The sequence below is a fragment of the Corynebacterium ulceribovis DSM 45146 genome (genome assembly GCF_000372445.1).
In the GTDB taxonomy this organism is placed as follows: Bacteria; Actinomycetota; Actinomycetes; order Mycobacteriales; family Mycobacteriaceae; genus Corynebacterium; species Corynebacterium ulceribovis.
In genome coordinates, this window is sequence record NZ_AQUY01000002.1 from 252,551 (window position 1) to 265,559 (window position 13,009).

At 61.6% G+C, this 13,009-nt stretch carries 10 protein-coding genes; 7 read left to right on the forward strand and 3 right to left on the reverse strand.

All coding sequences use genetic code 11. The annotated features are described in order from the left end of the window. The first annotated feature begins 37 nt into the window (after positions 1-37). Together A3EC_RS0106805 and A3EC_RS0106810 are read left to right on the forward strand one after the other, a co-directional pair. Positions 38-499: a thioesterase family protein gene (locus A3EC_RS0106805; protein WP_018024430.1), complete on the forward strand. Its 462-nt coding sequence runs from the start codon at positions 38-40 to the stop codon at positions 497-499. A gap of 5 nt (positions 500-504) precedes the next feature. Next, positions 505-1,266 carry a DUF8185 domain-containing protein gene (locus A3EC_RS0106810; protein ID WP_026162272.1) on the forward strand — a complete coding sequence of 254 codons (762 nt, stop codon included), beginning with the start codon at positions 505-507 and terminating at the stop codon, positions 1,264-1,266. A gap of 14 nt (positions 1,267-1,280) precedes the next feature. On the opposite strand, the gene A3EC_RS0106815 is transcribed toward A3EC_RS0106810, so the two are convergent. Beyond that, positions 1,281-1,685, reverse strand: a complete 405-nt coding sequence (locus tag A3EC_RS0106815) for a globin domain-containing protein (protein ID WP_018024432.1) — start codon at positions 1,683-1,685, stop codon at positions 1,281-1,283. Next, a complete protein-coding gene (locus A3EC_RS0106820; protein ID WP_018024433.1) occupies positions 1,682-3,691 on the reverse strand; it encodes an FAD/NAD(P)-binding protein in 2,010 nt (669 codons plus the stop codon). The genes A3EC_RS0106815 and A3EC_RS0106820 overlap by 4 nt, the downstream gene beginning before the upstream one ends. Before the next feature lie 154 nt (positions 3,692-3,845). Here A3EC_RS0106820 and A3EC_RS0106825 point away from each other — a divergent pair, with 154 nt between their 5' ends. Genes A3EC_RS0106825 through A3EC_RS0106845 form a run of 5 tightly spaced genes read left to right on the forward strand, consistent with a single transcriptional unit; the run spans position 3,846 to position 10,272 of the window. Further along, positions 3,846-5,483: a TIGR04028 family ABC transporter substrate-binding protein gene (locus A3EC_RS0106825; RefSeq protein WP_018024434.1), complete on the forward strand. Its 1,638-nt coding sequence runs from the start codon at positions 3,846-3,848 to the stop codon at positions 5,481-5,483. Continuing rightward, positions 5,476-6,408, forward strand: a complete 933-nt coding sequence (locus A3EC_RS0106830; RefSeq protein ID WP_018024435.1) for an ABC transporter permease — start codon at positions 5,476-5,478, stop codon at positions 6,406-6,408. Before A3EC_RS0106825 ends, A3EC_RS0106830 begins: the two co-directional genes overlap by 8 nt. Next, positions 6,405-7,238, forward strand: a complete 834-nt coding sequence (locus tag A3EC_RS0106835; RefSeq protein WP_018024436.1) for an ABC transporter permease — start codon at positions 6,405-6,407, stop codon at positions 7,236-7,238. The genes A3EC_RS0106830 and A3EC_RS0106835 overlap by 4 nt, the downstream gene beginning before the upstream one ends. Further along, positions 7,235-8,974, forward strand: a complete 1,740-nt coding sequence (locus A3EC_RS0106840; protein WP_018024437.1) for a dipeptide ABC transporter ATP-binding protein — start codon at positions 7,235-7,237, stop codon at positions 8,972-8,974. The genes A3EC_RS0106835 and A3EC_RS0106840 overlap by 4 nt, the downstream gene beginning before the upstream one ends. 44 nt (positions 8,975-9,018) lie before the next feature. Next, positions 9,019-10,272, forward strand: coding sequence for an alkylhydroperoxidase domain protein (locus A3EC_RS0106845; RefSeq protein WP_018024438.1), 1,254 nt, complete (start codon positions 9,019-9,021; stop codon positions 10,270-10,272). Positions 10,273-10,308: 36 nt separating this feature from the next. Here the strand turns inward: A3EC_RS0106845 and pepN are convergent, their stop codons facing one another. After that, positions 10,309-12,972, reverse strand: a complete 2,664-nt coding sequence (gene pepN / locus A3EC_RS0106850; RefSeq protein WP_026162274.1) for an aminopeptidase N — start codon at positions 12,970-12,972, stop codon at positions 10,309-10,311. Positions 12,973-13,009 lie beyond the last annotated feature (37 nt).

Genomic DNA, 13,009 nt, shown 5'->3' on the forward strand with positions numbered 1-13,009 from the left:
GGGGGTCGGCGCGCCCCCACCGCAGAAGGAGAGTGCCGTGTCCGCTGAGCCATTTGTTACTCGAGTGCCAGTTCGCTGGTCAGATTTTGACCGGTATGGGCACGTCAACAACATCTCCTATCTGAATTTCGCGCAAGAAGCCCGAGTGCACCTAGTGCGAGACTCACAGTCCGCGGGTGCGCCGCTGCCACCAATGGTGGTGCGGTCCATCCGCGTCGACTACCTGCGTGCGCTGCTGCCCGACACCGTTGAGGTGCGGGTGGAAAGCGAAATCACTCGGATTGGCCGCACGTCGTATACGCTGCGCCAAACCATTTCGGATGGCCACGATAATGCGGCTGCAGTGGTGGACACAGTAATGGTGTTCGTTGATTTGGACACCGCCAGCCCAATGGCGTTGACCCCGTCGACTCGGCAAATGCTGCAACAGTTCGCTTCCGACGAGGCCACTGGCGATGCGGATTCCGCACCGACTGAGCACTCTCCGAAACGTAGCTGATGACAGTGCGCACCCTTTCGCTTTTTGACGAAGCCAGCGTGCGAAACCTCGGTGTACTGACGCGCCGGGCAATGAAGCTGGACCATCGAGCAGTGGTTCGTTTCCGGAATCTGGACTCTGGCCGCACCACTGACCACCCCGGCGATCACAGCACCGACTACACCACCGAGCACACCGCCGAGCACCCCGCTGATCTTTGCCAGGCCTGGCTCACGACCCCATTTGGCTCACTGGCTGGCCGTACTGTCCGTGGGCGGGCCAGCGTCGATGGCATGGTGGTCTACGCCGATGCGCTGGCCACTGGTACCGCTGACGCGCTAGCAAAACTGCAAGGGGCGGAAGCGCCGTCTCCCGACAACCCAATTGAGGTGTCTGCGGGAGTACCTGCGGACGCGGCGTGGTCGGCAGGCCCGATGCCACCAGCCACGGGCTGGACTGTTGTGGACGAGGTTCCGGCGCAGCAGCTACGTCAGCTCGAGCGCCAGGGGCAGCAGCTGACGGAGAAAGAATCCGGGCCCATGGGCCCGCCGCAATCGCTGCTGGAAAGCGTGGTGATTGAAGCTACCGCCGATACGGATCCAGAGGCGGAAACTGTGCGGGTGACGATGCGTGATGTCTTTGCCTTGACCGCTATGGGTTTTGTGCCTGAACAGCCAGCGGCAGGGGAGTTGGTGCGCGTCTCCCAGAAGGGTCGGTGGCACCGACTTGACGGCCGCTTCGGTGCCGTCGCTGCCGCATCGGGCAACCTCGGGGTGTTGCCGCTGTAAACCGGGCCGGTGAACTACGCCTCGTCGAAGTGGTTGATCACCATATCGGCGACCTGAACCATGTGATTCCACACGGCAGTTCGGTACTCTTCTGGCAGATCCTCATCGGAAATTTCGGCCAGCGATGCCGCCATCAAATCCAGCCAGCGTTGCCGGGCGACAGAGTCGATGACAAACGGCATATGTCGCATCCGCAGGCGCGGGTGCCCGCGTAGTTCACCGTAGGTCCGCGGCCCACCCCAGTACTGCTCGAGGAAGGTCCGCAGCCGAAACTCGGCCCCTTCCCAGTCATCGTCGGGGTACATCGGCCCCAGCACATCATCGACACGCACGCGCTGATAGAACCCAGCGACCATACGGTCAAAGACCTCCGGCCCAATGGCCGCCCACAAACTGTCCGCGGATGACTTTTGACTCATACCTCCACCATACTGAGCAAACTCGTGGCCGTGGCATCGGTTTCCTGCAGCAGTGTCGCATCTGTACCCGGCGCCGGGCTAATGGTGGTGTCTGGCTCTTGGGCGTAGGTCGGAATCCCAATGACATGCAGCCGCGGATCGATGCTGCCGTCGACTCGCACGACTCGACGGGTACCCCGGTCGATTTCCGGTGAACCAGTATCAGCCCAGCTGCCGCCAGCCGCTGGCACCTGAAAAGGCCGCACCCGCCCGGCGCCCACCAACTGTTGCCCCAGCTGGGTGCCTGGTCGTCGGATATCTGGCGAGTACATCCAAGCATCAGCTAGGGCCGTAGCGCGGAACTCGTGGCCTTCGGTGGCGTCAGACGTCATCACGAAGCTTGCTGCGCCGTCGCCGTCGCGGTCAATGCGCACGGTTGGTCGGCCACCGACAAAAGACACTATTCCGGCATCGACCAGCGCGAGAAGCTGCTGGGTGCGAAACGCCGGTGGGCCAGAACCAGCTTGGCGTGCCAACGCAAAATAGTCCGCCACTAAGCCGCGGCTGCCAGGGGTGGTGCGGCCGCCAGCGGTCTTTAATGCCACTGCCTGCCTCGATGCCGCGAGCTCCCACAGCCCGTTTTTCACTGGACTGGTGCGCGCTGCATCAGCTGCAGCAAGATCGGCGGTGACTTGTTCGGCGATGAACTCAGTGAATTCTGCTGGCGGTAGTTGGGTGCGCCCGACTCGGTCTGCTTCGTGGGCCAAGCTGAGTCGGTCGGCAGCATTCGGCACCCACGCCGCAGCTGCTGCAGTGAGCCCTTCATCGAAATGGCCGATTGGCGCGGCGTCCAGGGCAGCAATGAGCTCGTCGACGCTGCCGACGATGGCTTCGGGGCGGGTGTCAGCCAGGGTGCGGTAGTAGGCCTCATGGGCATCGCGGGCCAATGCTGGCCACACGGTGTCAGCGAAGTCGATGGTGCCTTGGGCGGCGTTATCCGGCAGCGCCGCGAGTGCTGGTCGGGTGCGCCATAGTTTCGGCGCTGGCGGCAAGGAACCATACCGGGATTTTGGTAGGTAGGGGTAGCCGCGCCCAGAGCTGACCAGCAGGTGCGGTTCGGCGCCCGATGGTTGATAGCGCAGGCCGGAGCGAGCGTGCTCATCGGCAATGAACCTGCCACCCCGGTTGATGGTCACCAGTGCCATCAGGTCGAAGAATCCCATTCCGAGGCCCCGCACCAACACCGGCTGGCCTGCTGGAAGTTCCTCGACGTGCTGCTCCACGGGGTTGCCGTGCCGTACCCAGGTCAGGCCGGTGTCCGCGACGATGTCAGCAAGGTCCGCTTCGGATGCGGTGAGCGCGGGTTGGGTCCAGCCGGTTGCCAGAACGGTGGCGTCCGCTGCCAGCATGCTGCCATCGTCACAACGCACCATGTCGTGGTTGCGGCCGGAAGGGGCGCTGACTTCGGTGATGCCCACAACTTCGGCGACGCGGTGGCGCACGGTCACATTGTCCGGCAGTCGCGCTTCGGCAACGCGCAGGCACCACTGCAGGTAGGCGCCGTAGAGCGCGCGGGAGGGGTGGGTATCGATGGTGGTGGCGGCGAATTCGACGGCGAAAGCGGCGCGGACCTGCGGGTCGGTAGGGAAGGCGCGGTACAGCTCAGCGGTGTGCTTGGTGACGTTTACCGGGTGATCTCCCCGGGAGAGCTGGATCCATTCCCAGATTGTCGGGCCGGGGAACACCGGCTGTGTGACCGTGGCGCCTGGTTCGGTGAATAGGGTGACTGCGCCGGCGAGAGTGTTTTTGCATAGCGTGCGGGTTTGCTGAGTTTGCCAAATGGCCCCGGCGCCGACTTCATATTTGTCGATGAGTTCGATGGTGATGGGGCGGCGGAGCTGGCGTTGTTCGGGGCGGCCGTGCTGGGCAGCTATGAGGGCGGTGCCGAATCTTTCCAGTACAGAGATGCCGCGCGGGCCGACGCCGATGATGGCGATGGTGATGCCGGGAGTTTCTGGGGTGACCATGGCTTTTGCCTCCAATCATTGGCGCGTGAGGTGCGGTGCGTTGTTTACGACTTTCACATACCAGTAAAACAGACTAGTCTGTCCATCCATAACAGACTGACTTGTCTACCGCGATGGTCTGTTGTGACTACACCCGAACCGACTGGAGAGCACCATGACACACCCACCCCGCACCCTCGCGGCGGTAGTTAGCACCGCCCTAACCGCAGGCATGCTAACCGCATGTGCCGGCGCCACCAGCGGGAACACCACCAACACCATCACCTACCTCGACTCGGCCCCCTACACTGGCCTGTACCCGCCAACCGCCGGGTATTACCCCAACGGCGGCATCGTCAACAACATCACCGACCGGCTGCTCTACCAAGACCCCAACACCCTAGAACTGCACCCGTGGATTGCGACCGAACTGCCGGAGATTAACGCCGACGCGACCGAATTCACCTTCAACATCCGCACCGATGTCACCTACTCTGACGGCAGTAAACTCACCGCAGCAAATGTCGTACACAACTTTGACCTCTACGGCGGCGGCGACAAAACTCGCAAACTCACCGCCTCCGAGCAAATCTCCAATTACGACCGCGGTGAAGTCATTGACGAAGACACCGTTCGATTCCACTTCAAAAAGCCAGCACCCGGCTTCCCACAAGCCACCTCAACCATGAACGCTGGACTGCTGGCCGACAGCACCCTCGCAGCAGACCTCGACGGCTACGGTCCGGGCAACGCCACCACCATCATCGGCTCTGGTCCCTTTGTCATCACCGGTGAAGATGTCGGCACCAAACTCACCCTCACCGCCCGCGACGACTACAACTGGGCGCCGCCAGCACTGCCACACCAAGGCAGGCCAGCCATCGACGGCATCGAATGGATAGTCGCCCCAGAAGCCTCTGTCCGCGCGGGCGCACTCATCGCCGACCAAGCAGATGTTGCCCGGCAAATCGACGGCCCAGTGGAACGCCAATTGCGGCAACGCGGCGTCGGCATTTTCACCGCTCGCACCAACGGCGTCAACAATGGCCTCGACCTTCGTTTCCGGCATCCGCTACTGCAAGATATTCGCGTCCGCGAAGCCATTGCGGGGGCCGTGAACCGCGACGACATCGTCGACAAGCTCTTTACCGACAGCTACCCAGCGGCCACCTCGGTGCTGGCAAAGAACGCACCCGGATACCAGGACAATTCCGCCAAACTGCGCTACGACCCAGAAAGATCCAAGGAGCTGCTTGACGAAGCGGGTTGGCAGCCAGCCAAAGACGGAATTCGAGTCAAAGACGGCCAGCGTTTAAGCCTGGGCATTAACCACGCCAACGTGCAGCCGCGGTCCCGAGAAATCGTCACCATGCTGCAACAACAACTCGCGGCCATCGGCATCGAACTGCAACTGCTACCTGGTGACCGCGCCGCTCAAAACGCCGCCATCAAGGACATCAACAAAGTGCAGGTGCACCACAGCATGGTGGCCCGCGCGGACCTCGATGTCATTAAAAGTGAATTCGCCGGTGACAACCGCAACTCACTCCTGAACGTGGCGAAAGACAAATCAGTCGGCGACGAAAAACTGGCCGAACTGCTCGACAAAGTCGCCATCACCACCGATAACGGTGAACGCGCAGCACTAGTCGGCACCATCCAACGCCACCTACTCGACGACTTCTACTCCGTGCCCATTTTGGAAGAACCACAAATGTTCGGGGTCAACCCCCGCGTCGAAGGCTTCTACACCGAGCCCGTGGGCCGCCCAACCTTCTACCAAACCAAGGTAGTGAACCAGCACAATGACTAACCGCATCCTCGGCCGCATCATCCAAGCACTCGTGGTGTTGTGGGCAACGTTCACGCTAGCGTTCCTCCTGCTGGCAGCACTGCCAGGCGACGCGGTCGGCGCCCGCTTCGACAACCCAGCGCTCGGCCTGAGCCCAGAACAAATCACCGAACTACGCCAAACCTACGGCACCGACCGGCCACTGCTCGTGCGCTACTTCGACGTGCTCGGCAACTTCCTCACCGGCGACTTCGGCAACTCCGTCAACTCCGGCGCAAAGGTCACCACTCTCATCGCCAAAGCCCTGCCCGGCACCATCCAACTCGCAGTCGCCGCCTTCCTGCTTGCCATCGTGTTGGCATTGGCACTGGCAGCAGTCGCCACCTTGCCCAAAGCAGCACCGCTGCGTGACTTCTTCCGCGGCCTGCCCCCAATATTCTCCGCGCTGCCAACATTCCTCGTCGGCATCGTGCTCATTCAACTGGTCAGCTTCCAACTGCGCTGGGTACCAGTCGTCAACACCGGTACCTGGCAAGGCCTCATCATGCCGGCCATCGCACTAGCGCTACCGATTACCGCGCAGATATCTCAAGTCCTCATCCGCGGCATCGATGACGCCGCCACACAGCCCTTCGCCCGTGTTGCCCAAGCCCGCGGCGGTTCCCGCTTCGACATTCTCATCCACCACACGCTGCGCAATGCATTGCTGCCAGCACTCACCATCGCCGGCGTGGTGTTCGGCGAACTCATCGGCGGGGCAGTGGTCACCGAAACCGTGTTCGGCCGCGCCGGCATTGGCCAACTCACCGTCGCCGCAGTCGGCAACCGCGACACCCCAGTGATGCTGGCCATCGTCGTGATAGCCGCAGCTGTCTATGTCCTGATCAACCTCATCGTCGATCTGCTCTACCCAGTAGTTGACGCTCGTCTTCGGAGGAACGCATGACACTCATCGCCCCACGACGCACCACAACGTCAACAAGCCCCTGGACCGTACCGACCATCCTGTCCGCAATCATTATTGCCTTGACCGTGCTGGCCACCGCCGCGCCGCAACTTTTTACCTCCGGTGACCCGGCCGTCGGTGTGGACAACGCGCTGCTCACACCCTCCGCTGACCACTGGTTTGGCACCGATTCTGTCGGCCGCGACCTATACACCCGGGTGGTATACGGCACCCGGCAGTCCGTGCTCGGCGCGCTGCTGGCTGTCACCGTCGGCGCCCTAGTCGGCACACTCATCGGGCTCATTGCCGGCACCTCGCGCGGCTTGCTCGACACCATCCTCATGCGCCTGACCGACGTCATGCTGTCCATCCCGGCACTGCTGCTGTCCCTCAGCGTCATTGTCATCGTCGGGTTTGGCACCCTCAACGCCGCCATCGCCGTCGGTGTGACCAGCATCGCCATGTTCACCAGGCTGGTGCGCTCCCAAGTGCTCAGTGTCTCCCGTTCCGACTATGTTGAAGCAGCCTACGGCTCCGGCGGCACCCGCAGCACTGTCCTATGGCGGCACATACTGCCGAACTCACTGACCCCAGTGCTGGCCACCGCCGCCTTGCAATTCGGCAACGCCGTCCTGCAACTGTCAGTCCTGGGGTTCCTCGGCTATGGCGCGCCACCACCCACACCAGAATGGGGCCTGATTATCGCCGAAGGCCGCGACTTCATCGCCACCAGCTGGTGGCTCAGCATCCTGCCAGGCGTAGTCATCGTCGCCGTGGTGCTGTCTGCCAATCAGCTATCCACCGTGATTCAACGGGAGCTAACCACATGAGCGCACTACTCAACATCAGTGACCTGCACATTTCCTACCGCACACCGACCGGCCACGTGGAAGCGGTCCGCGGCGTCGACCTGACCGTCGCGCCGGGCAAAATCACCGCCATTGTCGGCGAATCCGGGTCCGGCAAATCCACCACCGCCCACGCCGCCATCGGATTGCTACCAGAATCCGGCACTATTTCCTCCGGCAGTGTGCTTATTGACGGTCACGACACCGCAAACCTAAACGACGCTGGGTGGCGGGCGATCCGGGGACCAAAAATCGGGCTGGTCCCACAAGACCCCAACAACTCACTTAACCCACTGAAAACCATCGGCGCTTCCGTGTCCGAAGCGCTGCGAATTCATACCAACCTCAGCGCCGCGCAGCGCCGCAGTCGGGCCATCGAACTGCTGGACGAAGTGGGAATCGACCGGCCAGCACAGCGGCACGACCAGTTCCCGCATGAACTCTCCGGCGGCATGAAACAGCGCGCACTGATTGCGGCGGCCCTAGCTTTGGAACCGGAGCTCATCATCGCTGATGAGCCGACCAGCGCGCTAGATGTCACCGTGCAAGCAAAAATATTGGACCTGATTGACCGGCTGGTGCAGGAAAAAGACATTGGCGTGCTGTTCATCACGCACGACTTAGCGGTAGCCGGGGACCGCGCTGATGACATTGTGGTGATGCAGCACGGTCAAGTCCGGGAGACCGGTTTGGCGGCCCAGGTGTTGGCTGACCCACGGGATGAGTACTCCAAGCGGCTGGTGGCAGATGCGCCGTCGCTGTACGTCAATACTGGGCAGGGCACTCGGCAGGGCACTCGGCTGGGCACTCGGCCGGGCAATGCTCAGCCTGGCGTCCAACTGCCAGGAGCAGCAACGGTCGCCGCCGGAAAAACTGCAACCCACGCTGACGAAGAGCCATTGCTCACCGTCACTGGCCTGCGTCAAGAATTTGGTGCCGGTGGTGGCAGGCCGTCGCGGTGGAACAAGCACAACAAGCAGGTTGTTGCCGTAGATGATGTCAGCTTTACTGTCGCACGCGGCACTACACACGCGATTGTTGGCCAGTCAGGCTCCGGCAAAACCACCACTGGCCGGGTGATTTCGGGGTTCTTGAAGCCAACCGCCGGCGAGGCCCACGTGGGGGAGCTGCCGATTCACGAGCTGCGCGGGGCGGCGTTGCGTGCCGCCCGAACCAAGGTGCAGCTGGTGTACCAAAACCCTGCGTCATCGCTGAACCCTCGGCGCAGTATTCGGGCAGCGATTGCCGAGCCGCTGCATAACCTCACCGACCTGACTCGCGCGCAGATTGCAGCGAAGGTGGATGAGTATGTGAATCTGGTGCAGCTGGACCCACAGTGGTTGGACCGGAAACCGCGACAACTGTCCGGTGGCCAGCTTCAGCGCGTAGCGATTGCCCGAGCGTTGATTGTGGAACCAGAACTGGTGGTGCTGGATGAAGCCGTCTCTGCCCTGGACGTGACGGTGCAGGCCCGCATTTTGGAACTGCTGTCATCGCTGCAGCACAAGCTTGGGCTCACCTATGTGTTCATTTCCCATGACCTTGCCGTCGTACAGCAGATTTCGGACACCGTGTCCGTCATGACCGGCGGCAAACAGGTCGAATACGGCCCGACCCGAGAAATTTTCGACCACCCAACGACGGAGTTCACTAAGCAGCTCATTGCGGCTATCCCAGGTTCGCGTTACCGCGCTGGTGACCTCAACCTTGGGTTGTAGCCGAAGTAGCAGGCAAGGAGTAATAAGGACAACAAGGAGAAACAATGTCAGACATCATTGACCACCTCGCCGGGATCACCGGCACCGACATCGCCGAGCTGCGCACCGCCCGCCCCGACGCAAAGACGAACGCGCAACTTGCTTTCGACGCACTGCTTGAGCCAGAAGAACCGCACGGGTTCCCACTGTCCGAGCGGTATGCCATTGCCAGCTACACCGCTGGGTTGCACCGCGATGCCGTTGCGGAAGATTTCTACCTTGAACTACTCGATGACGAAACCTCCACCGAATTCGCCTCGAAACTGGCGGCCTATACTCGCGCGTCCCTAGCCTCTGGACCGTATGGCACCTACCGGGAGACCGGGTTGCAGACGGAGAATATTCCGGGGCCGACAGCGCGGGCGGGTGGTTTCGGCACGCGGCTAGATGCGGCGTTGGATTTTGTGCATCTGCAGGTGTTTCATCCGCGCGATAGCAGCCCGCGAGCCATTGCGAAGCTTGCTGCTGCCGGTTGGACCGCGGACCAGGTTGTTAGCTTGGCACAGTTGGTGACCTTCTTGGCTTTCCAGCTGCGCGCTATTGAAGGCCTGCGAGTGCTAGCTGACCGCCCGAAAGTGCCACTGTCCGTTGGGATTGCGCGGGCGGGGCACGCATCTGCCGGAGAGCCGTTGGTGCCGACCCATCCAACCTTTGAAACACTGACGTACCCGGATTTGGTTCGACCGGAGCGCTTTGTCGCCCATTCGTTGGGGTGGCAGCCCTGGGTGCCCGCGCCTGATACCGCCGACCTGACCGAAGCACAGCGCGATGCCTTGGTGGACCGCACTCGCACCGGTTCGGCGTATTTCCGATTGTTGGCCCGCGACCCCGTCGCGTTGCGCGCCCGGACCCGACTGGATTTCGACATTTTTCAGAATCCGGATGGCGGTTTGCCACGTGCGGAACGCGAACTCGCCGCCACCGTCACCTCACGGCTGAATGGTTGTGTCTACTGCGCGTCGGTGCATTCGGTCCGCGCGATAGATTACGGTGCGCCAGCCAGCGCCATTACGGAGCTTATTGACGTTGGGGTGACCACTCACTTTGAGTCACCGCTCTGGAACGCGGTGGCACAGGTAGCGGTAGCTGTGACTGCCACCCCAAGCCAGCTGAATCAGTCGCACATTGAGCAGCTGCGCAGCGCTGGCTGTGATGACCTCGCAGTGTTGGACACAATCTACAGTGCTGCGTTTTTCAACTGGGCGAATCGCCTGATGCTGTGCCTGGGCGAACCTGAACTGCCACAACGTTTCCGTTAGGCAGACAGGTCCGCAGCACGATCTCGCGCAGCTGCTCTAATTCGCGGCATCGGCGCGACGAGCAGCAAGGGCGCGGCGCACTTCATCGCGCCCTTCCTCAATTGCGCGTGCGACTGGCGTCGGCAGCTGACCAGACAGCACATCATCGGCATTCGCGAGAGCTTCCTCGCGGATATCCCACCCTGGGTACAGTGCTTCAGCCATCCGCTGTGCTGTGTCGGAGGAGTGGGTACCCCACCAGCCAGTGACTTCACTGAAGTAGCGACTAGCCACACCGGCCGCGCGCAGGGCAGCTGCCGCACCCGGTGCGACCAAGCCCAGTTCCCAAGCCCGCAGCGTTGCGTTGGACGGGGCGTCATCGCCGGTGGCGGTAGCTTGCCGCCAAATGCTTTCCTTCGCGGCAGCGGTTGGTACGGCCGCGCGGGCGCGCGCAGCGGACTGTTCACCCAGCGCCGAGACATCGGCTGCTTCTTCTTTGACGATGGCAGCTTCATCGAGTTCACCGGCAGCAACCAACGCGATAAGCGCAGTCCAGCGCACTTCTTGGTCGACAGTGAAGCCAGCCAATCCGGCGTCGTTGGCATCGCCTTCGAGGAGCGTGCGGAATACAGTCTTGTGTTCGTCACCAAGCTCTGTGGCGGCCAAGGCATTGACCAGCGCAAGCTGTAGGTCCGAACCTGCGGCAGCGTGCCGGGCCAACTTCAGCAGGCCAGAGGCCCACTTGTCATTGCCAGTGCTTTCCGCCCACGCAGGGTCAGCGTAGCGGTGTAGGGCAGTACCGCCCTGGCCAAGAACACGCTGGATGACGGAAACCTCCGACTCGGCACCGACACCAGCGAGCACCAGAGAAATAAAGTCGCGGGCGCGCATCGCACCCGAACGGGTCATTTGCCATGCCGCGGACCAGCACAAGGTGCGGGCCAATGGGTCTTCGATCGCCGCAATATCGGCAATGACGGTTGCCAGGCTGCGCTGATCGAGCTCAAGGAGGCAGTAGGTGAGGTCATCGTCGTTGACGAGGACCAGATCGCCTGCGGTGACTCCGGTGAGTGCTGGGACGTCAGTTAGCTCGCCAGTGACATCAATTTCGGTGCGGAACGTCCGCCGAATCTTGCCATCAGATTCGCGGGAATACACCCCGACAGCTACTCGGTGGTCACGCAGCTCACCAGCGCCCGGAGCCGCGCCGGTCTGACGAACCGCAAACGACTGGTAGGTGTTGTCATTGCCGACGGTGAACTCGGCGGCCAGAGTATTAATACCAGTGGTGGTTAGCCACTGCGCTGCCCAGTTAGACAGGTCACGGCCAGAGGTTTCGCTCATGGCCGACAGCAGATCGTCGAAGGTGGCGTTGGCGAAGCGGTGCCGGGCAAAATGCAGCCGTGCGCCAGCCAGGAAGGCATCATGGCCGACCCACGCAGCCAGCTGCTTGAGCACCGACGCACCCTTGGCATAGGTGATGCCATCAAAGTTCTGCTCGACAATTTCAATGCTGGAGGCATCCGTCGAGATTGGGTGGGTGGTCGGCAGCTGATCTTGCTGCACTGCCCACGCCTTTTCGACGTTGGCGAAGGTGGTCCAAGCGCCGTCATATTCGGACACTGCAGCCTGTGCCAGCACTGATGCCAAGGTGGCGAAGGATTCATTGAGCCACAAGTCATCCCACCACCGCATTGTGACGAGGTCGCCGAACCACATATGTGCCATCTCATGCAGGATGGTTTCGTTGCGACGCTCATAGCTGTATCGGGTCGCCCGAGACCGGAAGACATACTCTTCTCGGATGGTGACCGCGCCAGCGTTTTCCATTGCGCCCCAGTTGTATTCCGGGCAGAAAATCTGGTCGTATTTTCCGAAAGCGTATGGTTCACCAAAGTGGGCTGCGAAGTAGGCAAAACCCTGCTTCGTTTCGGTGAAGAGTCGTTCGGAGTCCATGTGCTCAAAGAGGGACTTGCGGCAGAACAAGCCGAGCGGAACGGTCATCTCGCCATCTGGTTGGTGCTCACCTGGAGTTTCCGGATGCGCCGACACCGTGCCCGTCCACTCATCAAATACCGAAGCCCATGGACCAGCGCATACCGCGACCAAATAGGTAGAAAGTGGCACATCGACCCGGAACGTGTGGATCCGGTTGCCAGAGCTGACATCGTGAATTGTTGGGGCGGAGTTCGACACCACCGTCCATGACTGTGGTGCGGTAACCGCAATGTCATAGGTCGCCTTAATATCCGGCTGGTCAAAGCATGCGAACACTCGCTTGGCTGCCGCTGTTTCAAACTGCGAGTACAGATACACCTCGCCGTCAGCAGGGTCGACGAAACGGTGCAGCCCTTCACCAGTGCGGGAGTAGCGGCATTCCGCGTCCACGACCAAGGTATGCCGGCCCACCGGCAGCGAGCCGAGCTGCAGGCCCCGGGTGGCGTCATAGGCGCAGTCCGTCAGCGGCACTGCTTGGGAAGTGATGTCAACGCCATTGAGGGTCACAGCGCGGACCGAGTCAGCGTTCAGGTCTAAGAAAGCGGCATCATCCCCAGCTGGAGACGCCAGCACCTCGAAGTCAATGGTGGTAACAGAGCGGAAGGTATCCGCTCCTGGGTTGCCGTGGCCATCAGTTAAGTCCAAGGAAATAGCGTAATTGTGAACGTCAAAAAGCTCTGTTCGGCGCTGGGCCTGCTGCTGGGTGAGGTTAAGGGAAGTCATGAAAACCACATTAGGCGCAAACACAGATTCGGTGAGG

What these genes read in the sequence shown, in the direction of transcription:
- A3EC_RS0106840 (WP_018024437.1), top strand. Translation starts at nt 7,235, where the DNA reads ATGAGCGCACTACTCAACATCAGTGACCTGCACATTTCCTACCGCACA.
- A3EC_RS0106825 (WP_018024434.1), top strand. Translation starts at nt 3,846, where the DNA reads ATGACACACCCACCCCGCACCCTCGCGGCGGTAGTTAGCACCGCCCTA.
- A3EC_RS0106845 (WP_018024438.1), top strand. Translation starts at nt 9,019, where the DNA reads ATGTCAGACATCATTGACCACCTCGCCGGGATCACCGGCACCGACATC.
- A3EC_RS0106830 (WP_018024435.1), top strand. Translation starts at nt 5,476, where the DNA reads ATGACTAACCGCATCCTCGGCCGCATCATCCAAGCACTCGTGGTGTTG.
- A3EC_RS0106815 (WP_018024432.1), bottom strand. Translation starts at nt 1,685, where the DNA reads ATGAGTCAAAAGTCATCCGCGGACAGTTTGTGGGCGGCCATTGGGCCG.
- A3EC_RS0106835 (WP_018024436.1), top strand. Translation starts at nt 6,405, where the DNA reads ATGACACTCATCGCCCCACGACGCACCACAACGTCAACAAGCCCCTGG.
- pepN (WP_026162274.1), bottom strand. Translation starts at nt 12,972, where the DNA reads ATGACTTCCCTTAACCTCACCCAGCAGCAGGCCCAGCGCCGAACAGAG.
- A3EC_RS0106820 (WP_018024433.1), bottom strand. Translation starts at nt 3,691, where the DNA reads ATGGTCACCCCAGAAACTCCCGGCATCACCATCGCCATCATCGGCGTC.